17 protein-coding genes are annotated in these 20,115 nt (G+C 44.1%); 1 reads left to right on the top strand and 16 read right to left on the bottom strand.

Annotated elements, in window-relative coordinates; all coding sequences use genetic code 11:
- Positions 1-216 precede the first annotated feature (216 nt).
- The 7 genes from AC503W_RS02010 to AC503W_RS01980 all read right to left on the bottom strand — a co-directional run bounded on the left by AC503W_RS02010 (position 217) and on the right by AC503W_RS01980 (position 9,895).
- Positions 217-1,386: a CamS family sex pheromone protein gene (locus tag AC503W_RS02010; protein ID WP_427688964.1), complete on the bottom strand. Its 1,170-nt coding sequence runs from the start codon at positions 1,384-1,386 to the stop codon at positions 217-219.
- A 12-nt stretch (positions 1,387-1,398) separates the two neighbouring features.
- Positions 1,399-3,405, bottom strand: coding sequence for an NAD-dependent DNA ligase LigA (gene ligA, locus AC503W_RS02005; protein WP_427688966.1), 2,007 nt, complete (start codon positions 3,403-3,405; stop codon positions 1,399-1,401).
- Between the two features lie 100 nt (positions 3,406-3,505).
- On the bottom strand, positions 3,506-5,755 hold the full coding sequence (pcrA, locus tag AC503W_RS02000) for a DNA helicase PcrA (RefSeq protein WP_402989348.1): 2,250 nt from the start codon (positions 5,753-5,755) through the stop codon (positions 3,506-3,508).
- Between the two features lie 66 nt (positions 5,756-5,821).
- Positions 5,822-6,505 carry a heptaprenylglyceryl phosphate synthase gene (gene pcrB, locus AC503W_RS01995; RefSeq protein WP_402872255.1) on the bottom strand — a complete coding sequence of 228 codons (684 nt, stop codon included), beginning with the start codon at positions 6,503-6,505 and terminating at the stop codon, positions 5,822-5,824.
- Positions 6,506-6,737: 232 nt separating this feature from the next.
- Positions 6,738-7,052 (bottom strand): YerC/YecD family TrpR-related protein, encoded by a 315-nt coding sequence (locus AC503W_RS01990; RefSeq protein WP_402958616.1) that lies wholly within the window; start codon positions 7,050-7,052, stop codon positions 6,738-6,740.
- A gap of 12 nt (positions 7,053-7,064) precedes the next feature.
- Entirely contained in the window at positions 7,065-8,093 is a 1,029-nt protein-coding gene (locus tag AC503W_RS01985; protein WP_494915806.1) for a DUF3048 domain-containing protein, read from the bottom strand.
- A gap of 56 nt (positions 8,094-8,149) precedes the next feature.
- On the bottom strand, positions 8,150-9,895 hold the full coding sequence (locus AC503W_RS01980) for an adenine deaminase C-terminal domain-containing protein (protein WP_427688970.1): 1,746 nt from the start codon (positions 9,893-9,895) through the stop codon (positions 8,150-8,152).
- A gap of 142 nt (positions 9,896-10,037) precedes the next feature.
- Here AC503W_RS01980 and AC503W_RS01975 point away from each other — a divergent pair, with 142 nt between their 5' ends.
- Entirely contained in the window at positions 10,038-10,295 is a 258-nt protein-coding gene (locus AC503W_RS01975; protein WP_402872266.1) for a YgaP-like transmembrane domain, read from the top strand.
- A 60-nt stretch (positions 10,296-10,355) separates the two neighbouring features.
- On the opposite strand, the gene purD is transcribed toward AC503W_RS01975, so the two are convergent.
- The 9 genes from purD to purC are packed head-to-tail and all read right to left on the bottom strand — an operon-like array spanning position 10,356 to position 20,092.
- The gene (purD, locus tag AC503W_RS01970) at positions 10,356-11,615 is read right to left on the bottom strand and encodes a phosphoribosylamine--glycine ligase (RefSeq protein ID WP_427688972.1); all 1,260 of its coding nucleotides are present in this window, start codon (positions 11,613-11,615) and stop codon (positions 10,356-10,358) included.
- Between the two features lie 19 nt (positions 11,616-11,634).
- Complete coding sequence (purH, locus tag AC503W_RS01965; RefSeq protein WP_427688974.1) at positions 11,635-13,170, bottom strand: bifunctional phosphoribosylaminoimidazolecarboxamide formyltransferase/IMP cyclohydrolase; 1,536 nt, start codon at positions 13,168-13,170, stop codon at positions 11,635-11,637.
- An 18-nt stretch (positions 13,171-13,188) separates the two neighbouring features.
- Complete coding sequence (gene purN / locus AC503W_RS01960) at positions 13,189-13,767, bottom strand: phosphoribosylglycinamide formyltransferase (RefSeq protein ID WP_427688976.1); 579 nt, start codon at positions 13,765-13,767, stop codon at positions 13,189-13,191.
- Positions 13,764-14,792, bottom strand: a complete 1,029-nt coding sequence (gene purM, locus AC503W_RS01955; protein ID WP_427688978.1) for a phosphoribosylformylglycinamidine cyclo-ligase — start codon at positions 14,790-14,792, stop codon at positions 13,764-13,766. Before purM ends, purN begins: the two co-directional genes overlap by 4 nt.
- 44 nt (positions 14,793-14,836) lie before the next feature.
- Positions 14,837-16,252 carry an amidophosphoribosyltransferase gene (gene purF / locus AC503W_RS01950; RefSeq protein ID WP_427688980.1) on the bottom strand — a complete coding sequence of 472 codons (1,416 nt, stop codon included), beginning with the start codon at positions 16,250-16,252 and terminating at the stop codon, positions 14,837-14,839.
- Positions 16,237-18,459, bottom strand: a complete 2,223-nt coding sequence (gene purL / locus AC503W_RS01945; RefSeq protein ID WP_427688982.1) for a phosphoribosylformylglycinamidine synthase subunit PurL — start codon at positions 18,457-18,459, stop codon at positions 16,237-16,239. Before purL ends, purF begins: the two co-directional genes overlap by 16 nt.
- The gene (purQ, locus tag AC503W_RS01940) at positions 18,443-19,129 is read right to left on the bottom strand and encodes a phosphoribosylformylglycinamidine synthase subunit PurQ (protein ID WP_427688984.1); all 687 of its coding nucleotides are present in this window, start codon (positions 19,127-19,129) and stop codon (positions 18,443-18,445) included. The genes purL and purQ overlap by 17 nt, the downstream gene beginning before the upstream one ends.
- Entirely contained in the window at positions 19,126-19,380 is a 255-nt protein-coding gene (purS, locus tag AC503W_RS01935) for a phosphoribosylformylglycinamidine synthase subunit PurS (protein ID WP_427688986.1), read from the bottom strand. Before purS ends, purQ begins: the two co-directional genes overlap by 4 nt.
- Positions 19,373-20,092 carry a phosphoribosylaminoimidazolesuccinocarboxamide synthase gene (purC, locus tag AC503W_RS01930; RefSeq protein WP_427688988.1) on the bottom strand — a complete coding sequence of 240 codons (720 nt, stop codon included), beginning with the start codon at positions 20,090-20,092 and terminating at the stop codon, positions 19,373-19,375. Before purC ends, purS begins: the two co-directional genes overlap by 8 nt.
- Positions 20,093-20,115 lie beyond the last annotated feature (23 nt).

Below are 20,115 nucleotides of genomic sequence, written 5' to 3'. Positions count from 1 at the left end.
GTTTAAATCATATCAAACTATTACACAGTAAAGCAACAAGAGTTGCAATGTCGAATTTCAAAATTTTCAAAGGAAAAAGAAGTATTTTCCGGGAAATATGAGAATGCTGTCGGAAATTTCCTGGCGGAATCCTAAGATACCTCGTAACTCTCCAAAACCCCTTACTAATCATGAAAGAAGATGGAGCCATATCAGGCTCCATCTCCTCCTTTTCCTTTATTCGTATATATGCACAGTCGGTTCATCTTGATTTGCCTGACGGACGATGAGTGCTTCTGGTCCGTTGACCGAAGTGATTGATACTTGCACGGAAATATACTTTGGAAAACGTTCCATCACGAGACCCGCTACATATTGAGTGAAGCCGATAGCTTCGGAATTCCCATAGAATTGAATGGGTATGTCGATGTTCAACTTCTGTAATTGGTTGTCCATATAAAAGGCCCGGCCTATTACGCCATTGAAGTTAGGGAAATACTCTTCGACATCCTCTTTGAAATTGGTGAAGGTGTTGATGTCGTCCCTATATTTTTTTTCTGCTTTTGTCGAAGGGAATAGGTAGTATTTTTCATCTACACTGTTCCATTTCTTGATTTCATTAGAGCTCTTTTCGATATTCGTATAGGATATGAAATTCCCAGGGACGACGGAAGATTTCTCGTTCTGTTCGAAAAGGGCAATCGTAATCGGCACATTCTTTAATTTTTCCGTTTTACGTAATCGTTTCAGGACTTCTTCCGCGATTTGTTCTCCTTCTCTTTTCAGTTCCTTACTATCTATTTTGGTTTCATACGTGGCACCATATGCTTCTTTTTGATAATAATGAACCGAATTCAAGGCAAGGCCGATGACGACACCGCCAAGGCTGACTTTATTATCTTCCGTTTTCGTCAAGTAATTATGTTCCAGAATATGAGCTAGATAGATTGGGTTTTCTTCATTCCGTTTATCAATGTCACCCTTACCTGTATCTACAGGGTTCAAGCCTAGATTCTCACTGGCTTTCAAGTCTTTTTCTTTCAACTGGCTTTTTGTGTATTTTCTGTTCAGCCAAGATGAAATCGTCGAACTGTCAAGCATTTGTCCTTCTTGGAACAAATAATCGTCTGGATTAAACTGATTTTGCGCCAATCGCATAAGTCCGTTTTCAAATTCTTCTATATCGTATCGAGTGTTTAAATTCGATACAACCAAACCGCGGGCCTTGGATGGCTCAAATGGAAGAATCGTTTGATAATATTCATCCGAAATTTTGTATTTCGGAATGATTGCTGTCTCCTCTTTGTCCTTGGAATCTTTCACTACCTCTTGCTCATCATCGAAACTTGGTGCACAACCAGCAAGCAATAGGATAAGAAGCATTCCCAAAATGGAGTGTTTCCTCATAGCCTACACCTCTTATTTAGTAAATTCCTCGATTAGTCTCTCTTCATCCCACACTAGGACACCTAAGCTCTCTGCCTTTTCAAGCTTTGATCCAGCATCTTCGCCTGCCACAACCAAATCAGTCTTCTTGCTGACACTTCCAGCGACGTTGGCACCTAGTGCTTCTAATTTCTCTTTTGCTTCATTGCGTGTAAGCTGATGTAGTTTCCCGGTCAAAACAACCGTTTTCCCTGCAAATATAGAATCGATTTCTTCCACTGGAATGGCTCTAGCCCCTTTATAGGCCAGATTCACACCCGCTGATTTCAACTCCTCTAGCAACGCATGAACTTCTTCTTGCTCAAAATACGCAACGATTGAATCGGCCATTTTTTCACCGATTTCGTTGATTCCCGTTAATTGTTCGCGGCTTGCCTTGCTCAGGGCATCCATGGTGCCGAACTCCCGTGCTAGCGTCTTCGCGGCTTTCGAACCGACATGTCGGATACCAAGACCGAATAACAACTTTTCAAGTGAATTGCTTTTAGATGCCTCTATCGCTTGAAGCAACTTATTGACGGATTTTTCCCCCATCCGTTCCAATTCAATGACTTGATCATACGTAAGTTTATATATATCGGCTACATCGTGTATCAGTTCTTCCTTGAAAAGCTGGCTGATGACCTTTTCACCCATACTTTCGATATTCATGGCAGTACGTGATACAAAGTGAATTAACCCTTCACGAATCTGAGCGGGACATTTAGGGTTGATGCAACGCAGGGCCACTTCCCCTTCAAGTCTCACAAGCTCACTTTCACATTCAGGGCATTCAGTCGGCATCTGGAATTCTACTTCTTCACCTGTACGGCGTTCCACTAGTACATTGACGACCTCTGGTATAATATCGCCTGCCTTTTTTACGACCACTTGGTCTCCAATCCGAATATCTTTCTCCCGGATTAAATCTTCATTATGTAGTGAAGCCCGTTGAACGGTAGAGCCCGCGACTCTGACAGGATCCAATACAGCCGTTGGCGTCAAAACACCCGTACGACCAACATTCAGTTCAATGGACCTTAGCGTCGTGACCACTTCTTCTGCCGGGAACTTGTAGGCGATTGCCCATCTTGGGCTTTTGGCCGTGAATCCCAATTCATCCTGTTGTTCAAGTGAATCGACTTTTACGACAATCCCATCGATATCATACGCCAAGTTTGGACGCTGTTCTGTCCAATTTTCGATATAGGCGAGTACCTCATCTATATTCGAACAGGTCTTTCGTTCTTTATTCGTCTTAAATCCTAGTTCGTCCAGTAAATCGAGCGCTTCACCATGGGAACCAACCCCAGTTTCTCCTAAATCGGAAATGGCGTAAAGAAAAATGTCCAGATTCCGCTTTGCCGCAAGCTTGGGATCAAGCTGCCTTAAAGAACCAGCTGCTGCATTACGAGGATTCGCAAACGGTTCTTCCCCACGTTCTTCTTTCGCCGCATTCAACCCTTCAAAGGATCTCTTCGGCATGAATGCCTCTCCACGGACTTCGATTCCGATTGGTTTCCTGATCTTCAATGGAATGGATTTGATTGTTTTCAGGTTCTCGGTGATATCTTCACCAATGGTTCCATCCCCCCGGGTCGCCCCTTTTATGAAGTAACCATTTTCATATTGAAGAGTGACGGCCAATCCATCGATTTTCAACTCACATACATAGGAATAATTCTCCCCAACGGCCTGACGGACCTTTCTATCAAAATCACGTAGATCATCTTCATTGAAGGCATTGCCCAGGCTAAGCATGGGTGTTGTGTGCTCCACTTTTTCAAACATATCCAGGATGGCCCCGCCCACACGCTGCGTTGGAGAATCAGGAGTCTTCAACTCGGGGAATTTTTCCTCAAGCTCGATGAGATCGCGTAAAAGTCGGTCATATTCGGCATCCGGCACAGAAGGTTGATCCAGCACATAGTATTCATAACTGTATTGATTTAATAGTGTTTGTAATTCAAGGACACTTTTCTTTGCAGCTTGTATATCCATACATTCAATCCTTTCTAAAGAAACCCGGTCGCCTTCTAAATGAGAAGGCGACGTACATGCAGGTAACTTTATCCTTTGCCAGTAGGCGTATATTCATAGCTTAAACTTTTTCGATTGGTGCAAACTTCGCCAACAAACGCTTGATTCCGGTCGGACTAGGAAATGCGATATCCAATTCTTTTCCTTCGCCTTCCCCTTTTACACTGACTACCGTTCCGACACCCCATTTTTTATGGGAAGCCTTATCACCGACAGCCCAGCCTATTTCTTCACCGCCTGTTGCAGATGGGGAAGAAACAGCACGTCCGAAGCTAGGTGTTTTTCTAGCATGGGTAGGTGCAGTAGAACCTGTCCTCGCCGAAGAACTGAATGAAGTTTGCTTAGACTTGGGAGCGGGTTTCGGTTTTAAATCTTCCAGAAGTTCTGCCGGGATTTCCGAAATGAAACGGGACACTGGATTCATGTTCGTGCGTCCGTAAAGTGTCCGCATTTGGGCATTGCTTAAAAACAATTCGTTTTCAGCCCTTGTAATGCCCACGTAGGCAAGACGGCGTTCTTCTTCCATCTCTTCCTCATCCATGAGGGAGCGGCTATGTGGGAATACCCCTTCCTCAAGCCCAAGTAAAAAGACGACCGGATATTCGAGGCCCTTCGCAGAATGGAGCGTCATCAGCGTTACCGCATCGTTAGCGTCTTCAGGGTTTTCATCTAGTTTATCGATATCGGCCACCAACGCCAAATCCGTTAAAAAGCCCACTAATGATTTATCTTCACTATTACTTTCAAATGCTTTCGTCACGGATAGAAACTCATCAATATTTTCTAGGCGGCTTTGTGATTCAATCGTTTTTTCAGCCCTTAACATTTCACGGTATCCCGTTTTTTCGATGACTTCTTCTACCAATTCCGTAACGGACAAAAATTCCTGCTGATTCGTATAATTCGTAATCAATGTATGGAATTCACGGGCTGCCTTCGTCGCCTTCCCGCTAATCCCGATCATTTCTATCGACTCGAGCGCTTTATAAATGGAAATATCATATTGATTGGCGTAATCCGCCACCTTATCCATCGATGTTGCGCCAATGCCGCGTTTTGGAACATTGATTACACGGCGCAGGCTAATATCATCGTCAGGATTGGCGATGAGCCGCAGATAAGCAAGCAGGTCCTTGATCTCTTTACGATCATAGAACTTGGTACCGCCGACAATGGCATAGTTGATGTTTGACTTAAGCAGCACTTCCTCCATTACCCGGGACTGTGCGTTTGTCCGATACAGGATAGCTATATCAGAATACTTTCTTTCGCCTTTTAGCGTTAATTCATTTATTTTCCCTGCTACGAATTGTGCTTCACCTTGCTCATTGTCTGCCCTGAAATAAGATAACTTATTACCCGCTACGTTCTCTGTCCATAGATTCTTCGGCTTACGGTTTTGGTTATTATCAATGACCTTATTGGCCGCTTCAAGGATCTTTTTCGTTGAACGGTAATTCTGTTCAAGGAAAATCATCGTCGCATTCGGGTAATCCTTTTCAAAAGAAAGGATATTGGCTATATCCGCACCGCGCCACCGATAGATCGACTGATCCGAATCCCCTACAACGCATAGATTACGAAAACGTGAGGCAAGTAGTTTAACAAGCATATATTGGGCACGGTTGGTATCTTGATACTCATCGACATGGATATATTGAAACTTGCGTTGATAGTATTCCAAAACTTCCGGAACAATCTGGAATAATTGGATCGTCATCATGATCAAATCATCAAAATCAAGTGCTGAGTTTTTCCGTAACCTTTTTTGATATTCCGTATAGACATCCGCCGTGATTTTTGTGAAAAAGTCCGATGCGGTTTTTTGGTATTCTTCCGGACCGACCAATTCATTTTTCGCCGAGCTGATACTTCCAAGGATAGCCCGATAATCATATTTCTTTGGATCCAAATTGCGGTCTTTCAGGATTTGCTTAACGACTGATTGCTGATCTGTCGTGTCTAAAATGGAGAAGTTCCGGTTGAAACCCATCCGGTCGATATCTCTTCGTAAAATCCGGACACACATGGAGTGAAACGTCGAAATCCAAATGTCCTCGGATGCTCCACCTAGAATCGCACGGATTCTTTCTTTCATTTCTCGGGCCGCTTTGTTGGTAAACGTAATGGCGAGGATATTCCAAGGAGCGATTTCTTTCTCCACCATCAAGTATGCGATCCTATGTGTTAAAACACGGGTCTTTCCACTACCTGCACCAGCCATGATCAATAGTGGGCCATCCGTTGCTTTTACTGCTTTTTGTTGTTGTTCATTCAAACCCGTTAGTAATTTTTCCGCTAAATATTGCATCATTACACCGCCTGTACGAACATTTGTTCTTTTATTATACTACACTTCATTAATTCCATGAACGTTTTATTTAACAGCGGCAACCGTTGCAAGTGCCGCCTTCAAGTCTTCATAAATTACATTTCCAACTACGATAACATCCGCAAACTTGGCCATTTCTTTAGCCTGTTCGACTGATTTAATGCCGCCTCCATAGAATAGCACGCTATTCTCCATGCTCTCTTTAGCGGCCTCCAGCATCCGGACATCTCCATATATACCGCTATACTCCAGATAAAAAATAGGGAGATTGAACATCTTTTCGGCCATCATCGCATAGGCACCCACATCATCCATATCCAATTCAGTGTTGGCATTCGTCAATTGAGCCACCTTGCAATCAGGGTTGAGGATACAATATCCCTCGACAAAAATCTCGTCCCAATTCATTAAATATCCGTATTCCTTGACCGCCTGCTGATGCAATTTCATCATCCAATCAGGATCGGTGCTATTCAACACACTTGGGATAAAATATAAATCGAACCCCGGCGTCACCGTTTCCACTGACGAAATCTCCATCACGCACGGAACGGTATAGCGCCTGACCCTTGCCATTAAATGAAGCACATTCTCAAGCGTGACTCCGTCCGTGCCGCCGACCATAATGGCATCTGTTCCAGATTCACAAACCTTTTCCAATGCTTCATCGCTTATTTCTTTATTTGGATCGAGTTTGAAAACATGTTTCCACTCGCGAAAATCGTACATAATAATCCTCCATTCACACTTCCCATTAAACCATTATAGCATTAAGATTTTTCATAAAAAAAGAGAAGTGCTGATAAAAAATTTTCCAAAAAAAACCTACGAATCGAAAACCCACTCTATCGTGGCAACTCCTCTCAAAAAGCTGCCGACCACCTGGATAAACTCAAAATAAAAAACCAAGAAAACGAGTTCCTCGGTTTTTTTCGATTCATCCATTATAAGAAACGTCCCATTACGTTTCAGTTGGTTCCTCTACATCTTCTTTAATGCGATTGATGGCCATGGAATAAGCGTCGTTCCCGTAGTTCAAGCAACGTTTGACCCTGGATATCGTAGCCGTGCTGGCTCCGGTTTCCGTTTCAATCTTATGATAAGTTTTACCTTCCTCAAGCATGCGGGCCACTTCAAGACGTTGTGCCAAAGATGATATTTCATTGACGGTGCATAAATCATCAAAAAAGCGATAGCACTCGTCTAAATCGCGCAAAGAAAGAATCGACTTAAACAATTGATCTGTCGCTTTCCCTCTTAACTTATCAATTTGCATACATACTCCCCCTTAATTTTCTTGGGCATCAAATGACACGTTCTTATCTATACCTGGTTGGTTCGGAATTACGTTGACCCAGGTCTTGCCTGTCACCAACCCTACTTCTTTCCCATTAATCACGGGTATAATCCGGTCATCTTTATTCACCCATTCTACTTCATTGATTTTCCCCTTTTGAAGTAGGTAACCTTTTCCGCCTCTTTTCAAATCAATCTTTCGGCGTCCTTTATCGTCAACCACCTGATGAGCAGCCTCAATGATGAATATATTATCTAACAGGACAGGTTTCTTAGATTGATACTCAACCGTTTGCTCACCATTCGAATAACGTGTGTATTTTTCTTCTGCTTTTTCATACTCATAATGAACATTGGATGTTGCATCTCCATAGACGACATCGATGTTCAAAGCGGCATCTCCTTGCAGACCTTTTGCCTCTTCCTCCGTCAAGAATGCAAACGGTTCGGGGGCACCAGTCAACTCATAGCCTTTTTCCTTTGCACCTTTTTCGATATTTTCAAAAGAGGTGTAGGAGTTATGAGGGGCTTTTCGGTCTGTAGTCCGCTGAAATAGAGTACCATCATAATATAAGCCATTCAAGTTATCAACATAACCTTTGTCAAGCATCGTCTTTGCCTCCGGGCTATTACCGTGGCATACATAGAGACAGTCCAAGCCTTTGGCAAGTTCGATATAATAATCTCTCGCACTTCTAATCGGACCGATTTGATCTGGGGTCTCACTCTGGAAAACGGCTAACAACCTTGTAATGTCACCCTCCGCCAGCAATTCATAAACGATGTCCGCTTCAGAAAGACCCGATTGGGGACGCGCCTGTGGGTGATTATTGATCATCACCGCTACGGCCCTACGCTTCTTCTCTCCATCTGTGCTTTTTCCCGTTAGCGGAAAAACACCTGAAGAACCATCTGTATCTTTCATGACAGATTCGTCTTGCTGGTCTTCCTCTGTCTTATCCTTCGCTGAACAGCCTACTAAAAGTAACATCGCTATCATGATGAAAAGAAACTTTTTCATACACTTTTCACGCTCCTGATTACTCAACCGTGTCGTTTGCTGCGTTCTTTTATATTTTAACGCATTATAGTAGGGAAGAGTATATTTTTATTCATTACATCATATACCCCACGCTGGGTAACCCTGATATACGGTAAATGGGTCGTAGAAAAAAAGGATAGGGTATATACGGGATCAGCGAAGCGATAACCCCGTTCACGCAACAATCTTTTCAATTCATTTTCTTCTATAATTAATTCAGGAACTTCCTTATTGGACATTATCCCTTTTAATGTTAATGGCACCTCATGAATCACTTCTTCTTGCTCTGTCAAAACAATACCGCCGCCGATTTCCTTCAGCCGGTTGAAGGCCAGGTGCATATCCTTCTTACGTTTCCCAATCAAAATGATATCTCCGGTATTCGTATAGGTGGCTGCAAAACCGCATAACTTATCGGCAAACCCCTTCAGTATCGTATTGATCCGCCATTTCCCTTCCTTATCGATGAGCATGAAGAAACACTCATCATCTTGAAAGGTAAGCTCTTCATATCCCACATCGTTTGAAAGGGAATATGGTTTGGTGATCACGTTATTGACCAGCTCTATTCCGAACGGCATCGAGAATTCGAAATCTTCCTTCAAGCTAAGGTCCCAGTCCATTTCCAACGGTTTAAAATCAAAATCGCTCCAGTTGATTTCTTGTGAATCCGGAATGATTTCCCCATCCCGCTTCACCCATTTCCCTTTAGCCATGACAGAAACCGGGGCGGGCTCCTCGATATCAGACAGAAAATTGATATTGGCGACTCTGCCCGTAGCAATATTGCCATGGAGATATTCAATATTATAATAGCGTGCGATATTGATAGTGGCCATATTATAGGCGTCAATGACTGGTACACCCTGTTCGATTGCTATTTTAATCAAGCAATCTATGAATCCCTTTTCATAAAAAGAGGGTGGTGAACCATCCGTTGTATAAAAGAACTTATCATATTGATCGATACCCAGTTCATGAATTTCCTGCAATATGTTTGGGAGATCCGGACGGATGGATGAATGCCTTAATGAAACGAAATAGCCTTGAAGTAAGCGCTCCATCACCTCATCACCTGTCATGGCCTCATGGTCACAATCGGCTCCAAATAGTGTCATCTTGGCAAGTGTTTTCTCAGAAGCACCAGGAAAGTGACCCTCTATCTTCTTCCTCATCCGCTTGGCCTCCTGAATCCAATGCAGCATCATGTCATCGCCATCAAGAAGCTTAGGCCACCCCGTCAGTTCACCGCCCTGTAAAACGGCATCATGCTCAAGCCAGGATTTAACCGCTCCATGAGAAAATACGGTATCTTCATCGATCAACTCCGTTTGTCCATCAAAACGGCTCCACCAATACATCGTAACAGGGATGTTACGTAGCTCCTTCAAAAGAGAAAACGCTTTCTTTTTTCCTAATTGCAAAAGGAATGGCAGGTTATCGTTGATAAGTGTCGTTGTCCCAAAATGGGATGCATAGCGTGAGAAAGACAGGGGATTATATAATTGAGAAGGGTGTGAATGCGGCTCAATATATCCCGGGACTAGGTACTGATCTGAACAATCAACCATTTCACAGCGGTCTATATTTTCAGGAAGGTTTGTACCGACATAGATAATGCGATCGTCATAAATCCATATATTTGCTTTCACCCATTTTCGTAAAGCCTGGTTTAAATATGTAGCATTTTTCAAAAGGATGTGTGGTGACCTCTTTCCATCCAGCACATCTATATGTTCCCGTAGATGTTTATTTTTCCATCTATAACGTTGTTCCAGCATAAACATCCCTCCATGAATTGTAAGACAAAGGAATTGAAATCCCAATTCAATCCAATTTTATCTTATAGTAACATATTTATTTCATTAACACAGTAAAGTTAACCAGAATACTGTGAAATTTTTGTGAAAGGATGAACTTATCATGAAATTCAAACAAAATATCAGCATAGTCAATGCGCTTATGCGGATTACCTGTGGCTTTACCTTTCTTACCTGGGCCACAGCGAAAATGGTTAAAAAACCATGGAAAAATCAATCTTACTTAATGGTGGTCATCCTTGCTGCCATGAAAATAGGCGAAGGCATATTGCGCTATTGCCCCGTTGTCGATGTAATGGAAAATGGTCAAGCCATGATGAAGGATAAGCAGAACAGGGATGACCAATCTGATTCGTATTGATTTCATTTTAAAAGAAGCTGACTCGAGATTTGAGCCAGCTTCTTTTTATGGTCAAGGAACCTATTCTATGGCTCGATATCCAATATCCGTACGCCAAAACAGGCCTTCTTTTTCAATATGTTCTACTTCTTTATAGACTTGTCTTTGGGCAGACGCAAGGTCGTTTCCTTTAGCCGCAACAAGCAATACCCTGCCTCCATTGGAAACAAGATCTCCCTGGTCGTTTTTGGCCGTCCCGGCATGGTAAATATGGGTGTCCGGCTGAATCCTATCCAACCCTTTGATTACCGACCCCTTCGTGTATGCTCCAGGATAGCCTTCTGCAGCCACGACTACACCAAGAACCGCTTCATCATCCCATTCAAGATCTAAATCTTCCCCTGCAAGGACCGCTTCAAGAGTATCGACGAAATCCGTCTTTAAGCGGGGCAATACTACTTGAGTTTCCGGATCCCCAAAACGGGCATTGAATTCAATCACTTTTGTACCCTTTTCCGTTGCAATTAACCCGGCATATAATATGCCTGAAAATCGGCGATTTTCTGAAATCATCGCATGAACCGTCGGTTGCAGAATAGCATCTACCGCTGCTTGCACCATACTATCGGATATTTGAGGGACGGGGGAGTACGCACCCATTCCACCAGTATTCGGTCCTTTATCACCATTGTAGGCACGTTTATGATCCTGTGCGATAACCATTGGATATACTTTATCCCCGTTCACGAAGGCCATCAATGAAAACTCCTCGCCATCCAGGTATTCCTCGATGACAACCTTTGCTGAAGCTTCCCCGAACTTTGCACCGACTAGCATATCATGAATGGCTTCCATTGCTTCCTGCATCGTCATGGCGACTACTACGCCTTTGCCCGCAGCCAGACCATCAGCCTTGATGACAATGGGAGCGCCCACTTTTTCGATATATGCCTTTGCCTGCTCATAATCAGAAAACGTCTCATATTCTGCTGTTGGAATATGATAATCCCTCATTAAATTCTTAGCAAATGATTTACTTCCTTCAATGACCGCAGCCCGGCTGTTTGGTCCGAACACCTGCAAGTTTTCTTTCTCAAAGTCATCAGCCAACCCATTAAGTAAAGGCGTTTCCGGTCCAATCACCGTCAAAGCAATCGCATTTTCTTTTGCGAAAGCGACCAATTCTTGATGTTTGGTTTCCTCGATTGATATAAGTTCGGCAACATCTGCCATGCCGGGATTCCCTGGCGCCACGAAGACTTTCTTAACCCGTTTGCTTTCAAACAGTTTACGGGCGATAGCGTGCTCCCTGCCTCCACGGCCAATCACTAGTACATTCATTACCGCACCTCATCTTCGATTAATGTTTAAAGTGGCGAACTCCTGTGAATACCATTGCTATTCCATATTCATCGGCTTTATCAATTGAATCTTGGTCTTTCTTCGATCCACCTGGCTGGATGATTGCCGTTACGCCTGCTTTTGCCGCCGCCTCCACGGTATCGTCCATAGGGAAGAAAGCATCCGATGCCAAAGCACTTCCCGCTACTCTTTCACTAGCTTGTTCTAGAGCTATTTTTGCTGCGCCGACACGGTTCATTTGCCCTGCACCCACGCCCAATGTCATCTGATCATTACAAATAACGATGGCATTCGATTTGACATGTTTTACGATTTTCCAACCAAGTTCAAGAGCTTTCCACTCTTCTGCGGTCGGTTCGCGTTTTGTTGCCACTTTTACTTCTGCATCCTTCAAACCGAAAGCATCACGTTCTTGCACGAGTAAACCACCTTCAATTGAAGTCAATTTACGTTCCGGTTTTTTAGCAGCCTGGAAATTAACCGTTAATAGACGAAGGTTCTTCTTACTTGTCAATACATCCAATGCTTCCTTAGAGAATCCTGGAGCGATGATGATTTCAAGGAAAATTTCGTGAAGCTTTTCCGCAGTCGCTTTATCCACTTCACGGTTCAAGGCGATGATGCCACCAAAAATCGAAGTGGAATCCGCTTCATACGCTTTATCGAATGCTTCCAGAATCGTATCACCAACACCGACTCCACAAGGATTCATATGCTTGACGGCCACGGCTGCCGGTTCTTTGAATTCCTTAACGATTTGAAGGGCTGCGTCTGCATCATTGATGTTATTGTATGAAAGTTCTTTTCCGTGCAGTTGTTTTGCTTCCGCAATCGAGAAGGTAGATCCAAGCGGTTTTTTATAGAACGCTGCTTTTTGATGAGGATTTTCCCCATAACGAAGCGACTGTTTCAATTCATAAGTAACAGTAAGTGATTCTGGATTCTCTTCTTCGGCAAGCTCAGTCATATATTCTGAAATCACGGCATCGTATGCCGCTGTATGACGGAAGACTTTAGCTGCCAGACGACGATTCGTCGTTTTTGAGACATCTCCGTTTTCTTTTAGCTCAGCCAATACCGTTGCATAATCCTCACTATCGACGATAACCGTCACATACTCGTGGTTTTTCGCAGACGAACGTAGCATGGTCGGTCCTCCGATATCGATGTTCTCAATCGCATCTTCCACCGTCACATCCGGTTTCGATATCGTCGATTGGAAAGGATAAAGGTTCACACAGACCAACTGAATCGGTTCAATATGATGCTCTGCTAGTTGAGCTCTATGCCCTTCATCTCCATGCTTGGCTAAGACTGCTGCATGGACATTCGGATGTAGCGTTTTAACGCGGCCGTCCAGAATTTCCGGGAAACCAGTGATTTCACTGATACCGATGACATCCACGCCATTATCCTGTAATGTTTTGCTCGTACCGCCCGTTGAAATGATTTCAAAACCGGCCTCTTTCAGCCCTTTGGCAAATTCTACGATGCCTGTTTTATCCGATACACTAATTAACGCACGTTTCTTCATAATATGTTGTTCCCTCCATTATGTATGTTGTTTCTCTTGGCATAGCCGGTTCAAAATTTTTGGATACAGATCATGTTCCAATTCCTGAATTCTTTTTTGGAGGATGTCTTTTGTATCTCCGTTAAGAATGGGTACTGCCTCTTGAGCAATGATCGGTCCTGTATCCATTCCCTCATCGACATAATGAATCGTGACCCCGGTTTCCTTCACTTCAGCCTTAAATGCCTGGCCAATAGCATCCTTACCGGGAAAACAAGGCAAAAGAGAAGGGTGAATATTCACAATCCTTTGCGGATACTTCCCTAATAACGTCGCTCCTATTAACCGCATATACCCAGCAAGAACAATGAAGTCCACGCCATGGACATGAAGTTCGTCCAATATCTCCCGTTCATATCCTGCCTTATTTTCGTACTGTTTTGCTGAAAATGAGTATACCGGAATGTTCTCCAATCTGGCCCTCTCCATTACATAAGCATCCTCACGATCACAAACAACAAGGCATATTTCCGCTTCTAGATTTCCCTCTTTTATTGCATCAGCGATGGCTTGAAAGTTGCTTCCATTTCCCGATGCAAAGACAGCAAGGCGCCTCATCGTTTAAAAGACACTCCTTCTCCCTCAACAATCGTTCCTATAACGGAAGCCTGTTCACCACAAGACTGTAGATGCGCAATGATTGCAGGAGCATCCGATTTTCTCACGACGGCCGTCATCCCGATGCCCATATTGAATATATTGAACATTTCCTCCTGAACAAGATTTCCTTTTTCCTCAAGGTACGAGAAAACTTTGGGAATCGTCCAACTGCCCAACTCAATTTCAACACCGCAGTTTTCGGGAAGGATGCGCGGAATATTTTCGATGAACCCACCACCTGTAATATGTGCTAGTCCCTTCACTTCAAACTTTTCAAGTGTCGACAATATCGACTGGACATAGATCCTTGTCGGTTTCAATAATTCTTCACCCAATTTGCAACCGAACTCCGGCACGAGTTCATGTAAATCCATTCCTGCATCTTCAAGGAGGATTTTACGGACTAGTGAATAGCCATTGCTATGGATCCCGCTTGAAGCAAGACCGATGACAACATCACCAATGGATATGTCCTCACCCGTAATTAAGCGTGATTTTTCAACCGCGCCAACCGTGAACCCAGCCACGTCATATTCTTCGGTTTCGTACATCCCTGGCATTTCAGCTGTTTCCCCACCGATTAAGGCACAGCCTGCTTGCTCACATCCGTCCGCAATTCCTTTAACGATCATTTCAATTCTCTCGGGATCAGCTTTGCCGCAAGCTATATAATCTAAAAAGTACAACGGCGCAGCCCCCTGTACGACCACATCATTGACGCACATCGCTACACAATCAATTCCAATTGTATCATGTTTATCCATCATGAACGCGAGTAAAAGCTTCGTCCCGACTCCATCCGTTCCCGATATAAGGACAGGCTCTTTAAGGTGTAACGAAGACAAATCGAACATGCCTCCGAAACCTCCCAATCCGTTCATTACTTCAGGACGAAATGTCCGTTTTACATGTTTCTTCATCCGATTTACCGCTTCGTAGCCCGCTTCGATATCGACACCAGCCTGCTTATATGCATTAGCCATTTGAAATCCCCCTCCGAAAACCACTCGTTCTTATCGATGTTTTTTTAGCATTTAATTTTTTCCCGTTCGTAATCGAAAATTTCCGTTGGATAATTTCCGGTGAAGCATGCTAGACATGAACCGCGTGTTTCTCCAGCAAACGGACGTCCAATCGCTTCCACCATGCCTTCCACACTTAAAAAGGTTAATGAATCGGCTTCAATGATTTCCCGTATTTCCTCCACCGATTTGGAGCTGGCAATCAGTTCCTCTTTTTTCGATGTATCAATACCGTAAAAACATGGATTTTTAATTGGCGGCGAACTGATCACTACATGGACCTCTTTGGCTCCTGCATCTTTCAGCATGCGGACAATCCTTCTGCTCGTCGTTCCTCGGACGATCGAATCGTCCACCATGATCACGCGTTTCCCTTCCACGACGCCTCTTACCGGCGATAGTTTCATCTTCACACCCTGTTCGCGAAGGCTCTGTGATGGTTGAATAAATGTCCGTCCGACATAGCGGTTCTTAATTAAGCCCATTTCATAAGGGATGCCCGCAGCTTCGGCATAACCAATGGCTGCCGAAATGCTTGAATCCGGAACACCTGTGACAACATCCGCTTCGATTTTCGCTTCCAGGGCCATCTGCTTACCAAGGTTTTTCCTGGCTGTATGCACATTGATCCCATCAATGTTGCTATCCGGTCGGGAAAAATATACATATTCCATCGTGCACATGGCGTGTTGGCTGGATAGGGAAAAGTACTCTGAATGGATTCCCTCATTGTTGATGACGACAAGCTCTCCTGGTTCGATATCACGGATAAATTCTGCACCAACGATATCAAGTGCGCATGTTTCAGAGGCAGCGTAATACGCATCCCCAATCTTTCCTAGGGAAAGTGGGCGGAAACCATGTGGATCCCGCGCTAAAATCATTTGATTTTCCGTCATGACGACAAATGCATAGGCGCCCTTTAGCATGCTTAAGCTATTTTTCACAGAGTCCCTAATATCGGAATAACCAGAGCGTTTAATCAAATGAGCAAGGACTTCCGTATCCGATGTCGTTTGAAAAATGCTCCCTTGTCCCTCTAACTGTGCCTTTAACTGACTGGCATTGACGATATTCCCATTATGGGCAAGAGCCAGCCCTCCTGTATGTGAATTGAACAAGAAAGGCTGAACGTTTTGATACCCGCCGCCGCCTGCCGTCGTATAGCGAACATGACCTATCGCTGATTTCCCGGTACCCGAAAGTGCCTCCATTTTTTCTGCGGTGAAGATTTCCGTTACAAGACCTTCCCCTTTCGTGATGGACATTTGGTTACCGTCCGTCACGACAATGCCGGCTCCCTCTTGGCCCCGATGCTGTAAGCTATGCAGTCCGTAATAGGCAAGCTGTGCTGCATCTTGATGTCCCCAGACTCCTACTACGCCACATTCCTCATTAAGACTTCTTATTTCAGCAAGCATGGAATGGCCCCTTTCCAAGCTGATTGCAATTCTTCAACATTCACTTCAAATACCAGATTATCGCCATCATCCGTCACGATTATTTTTGGATCATTCGTTACTTCCCCTATAAGGATCGCATCTTCAACGATGGATTCAAACGCCGCTTGGTTTTCTGGACGAACGGATAGTAAGAATCGGGATTGCGTTTCGCTGAACAACCCGGATACCAATTCGCCGGAAACCTGAACGTTTGCGCCGAGTTTTGCCGGACCGAATAAAGATTCACTTAAGGCAACGGCCAAACCACCTTCTGAAAGATCATGTGCGGAGGCGATATGCCCTGCTCGAATGGCTTCAAGAATTTGTGCTTGACGTTTTTGTTCAACGTGTAAGTCCAATTCCGGTGCAGGTCCAAAGATTTTTCCTTCCACCATTTTTTGAAGTTCACTGCCGCCAAATTCAGCTTTCGCTTCCCCGACCACATATATCAAGTCGGATTCATGTTTGAACGTTTGAGTCGTGATATGTTGAAGGTCATGTACAAGACCAACCATTCCTACTACTGGCGTTGGATAAATGGCCTCGCCATTCGTTTCATTATAAAGTGATACGTTTCCACCAATGACAGGCGTACTTAAGCTACGACATGCTTCGCTCATGCCGTCAGCGGCTTTTTCCAGTTGCCAGAATATCTCTGGTTTTTCCGGATTTCCAAAATTCAAGCAATCTGTAATCGCCAAAGGTTCGCCACCCGAACAGACAATATTACGGGCTGCCTCCGCTACAGCAATCTTACCGCCTGTTTCGGGGTCGAGGTAAATATAGCGGGAGTTACAATCCGTTGTCATGGCAAGCGCTTTATTCGTTCCTCGCACACGTACGACTGCAGCGTCCGAGCCAGGGGATACCACAGTATTCGTACGAACCATATAATCATATTGGTCGTAAACCCATTCCTTGCTTGATATGGTAGGCTGTTGTAATAATGCTAAAAGAGTACTCTTATAATCCTTAATAACCGGAACTTTTGCCGTCATGCTTTGGAAGTCACGGAAATATTGTGGTTCAGCAGATGGTTTGTGATAGATTGGTGCTTCTTCGGCCAATGCATCGACCGGGACCGCGGCCACGATTTCACCTTGATGAGAAAGAGTTAAGTTTTTATCATCCGTTACTTCACCAACAGCAACGGCTTCCAGGCCATACTTCGTAAACAAATCGACGATTTCCTGTTCCCGTCCTTTAGTAACGACGATTAACATCCGTTCTTGTGACTCAGACAACATCATTTCATACGCAGTCATGCCTGTTTCACGTTGCGGTACTAAATCAAGATTCATTTTAATCCCTGATCCAGCTTTGCTCGCCATCTCAGCCGATGAGCTAGTAAGCCCCGCTGCGCCCATATCCTGAATGCCGACAAGTGCATCATTATGGATGAGCTCAAGACAAGCTTCTAACAGTAATTTCTCCATGAATGGATCGCCAACTTGCACGGCTGGTCTTTTCTCTTCTGAAGACTCTGAAAGTTCTTCCGAAGCAAATGTTGCTCCATGAATGCCATCACGGCCTGTTTTGGCACCCACGTACATGACCGTATTCCCTACACCATGAGCCTGGCCTTTCTTGATGTCCTTATGGTCAATTAACCCGACGCACATGGCATTGACTAACGGATTGCCCTCGTACGAAGGATCGAATTGAATTTCTCCGCCGACAGTGGGAATCCCAATACAGTTTCCATAGCCGGCAATTCCTGCAACCACTTCTTTAAATAAATACTTCACGCGTTCGTTATCCAATTCACCGAAGCGCAACGAGTTTAACATGGCGATAGGTCGGGCTCCCATGGAGAAGACATCACGGATAATGCCGCCAACACCTGTAGCCGCTCCTTGATATGGCTCAATGGCCGATGGATGGTTATGGCTTTCGATCTTGAAAACGACGGCCTGATTATCACCGATATCGACGATTCCAGCCCCTTCACCAGGACCTTGTAGTACTTTTTCCCCCGTAATCGGGAATTTTCTTAAGATGGGTTTTGAATTTTTGTAGGAACAATGCTCTGACCACATGACGGAAAACAAACCAGTTTCCGTATAATTCGGCAGTCTGCCTAAGATTTTCTCCACCATGGCGAATTCTTCATCGGATAACCCCATACTTGCGTATAAACGCTCCGATTTAATTTTATCCGGACTTGGTTCAAGCTGTAACAACATGTGATTCCCTCCAGTTTTTCACGATGGATTGAAAGATCTTTAAGCCGTCTTTACTGCCTAGCAATGAGTCAACAGCACGTTCTGGATGAGGCATCATTCCGAGGACATTGCCTTGTGCATTGGTGATTCCCGCGATTTGTTCTAGGCTACCGTTGGGATTTTCTCCCTGATAAGTGAACAGAATGCGGTTATTTTGTTTTAATTCCTTCAGTGTTTCTTTATCACAGTAATAGTTCCCTTCACCATGGGCCACTGGAATGGTGATGGATTCGTTTAATGAATAACCCGTGGTAAACATCGATTCATTATTTTCAACTTTCAGTTCTACGTTACGACAGATGAATTTCAGTCCATCATTACGTCGCATCGCTCCCGGTAACAGCCCTGCTTCAAGCAAAATTTGAAAACCATTGCAGACGCCAAGTACCGGCTTTCCTGCTTGAGCCGCTTTTACGACTTCGGCCATCACATTGGAAAAACGGGCAATCGCTCCTGAACGTAGGTAGTCGCCATAAGAGAATCCGCCTGGAAGCAGGATCCCGTCAAATTTGTCTAGATTATCCGTGGAATGCCATACATACTCCACTTCCTCCCCAAGCGCATCCTGTATCGCATGATACATGTCGACATCACAATTGGAGCCAGGAAAAACGATGACAGCGAATTTCATTGGGTGACAACCTCCTCCACGTCATAGCGGTACGCTTCAATGACTGTATTGGCTAATAGCTTTTCACACATTTCCTTCACCAGCTGATCTAAATCACGGTCGGTGTCATCAATCGTCAGTTCAATGTATTTCCCGATACGAACATCGCTCACTTCGTTATATGTCAAACTATGAAGGGATTGTTGAACCGCTGTCCCCTGTGGATCCAGTACACTTTCTCGTAGTGTGATATATACCTTAACCTTATACATGTTGAGTGCCCTCCAACTTTGCTAGAATTTTTCCATATGCATCTGTTAAACTACCTAAATCACGGCGGAATACGTCTTTGTCCAATTTTTCATGTGTCTCTGCGTCCCAAAGGCGACAAGTATCCGGTGAAATTTCATCAGCCAACAGGATTTCCCCATCAGGTGTCTTGCCAAATTCCAGTTTAAAATCAATCAGGTTAATGCCCATCTCTTGGAATATGGTTGATAGGACCTTACTGATTTCCCGTGCCTTTTCCTTTAAGATCGCTACATCTTCCTTGCTGGCAAGCTCCAATTCTTCAATATGGTCTTCCGTCAACAGAGGATCGCCGAGTGCGTCGTCTTTATAATAAAATTCAACGAGCGTTTTCTTTAGTGGATGGCCCTCTTCCATGCCGGTGCGTTTAGAGAAACTACCGGCAGCCGTGTTTCTAACGACCACTTCAAGAGGAATGATGGAGACCTTTTTAACCAGTTGCTCCCGCTCGGAAAGCTTTTCTATAAAATGAGAAGGAATGTTTTGTTCGGCAAGCTTCGAAAATAGTAAACTAGTAATTTGATTATTCAACTGGCCTTTACCAGCGATCTCTGACTTCTTCTCGCCGTTGAATGCCGTTGCTGAATCTTTGTATTCCACCCATACTATTTCACTGTTGTCCGTTGCATAAATCTGTTTCGCTTTCCCTTCATACAGCAATTCTCGCTTTTCCATCTGTTAAGACCTCCGAATTGTGA

The organism is Peribacillus suis (genome assembly GCF_059384845.1).
The sequence above is the reverse complement of the archived record's forward strand: the minus strand, read 5'-3'. Positions and strand labels throughout refer to the sequence as shown.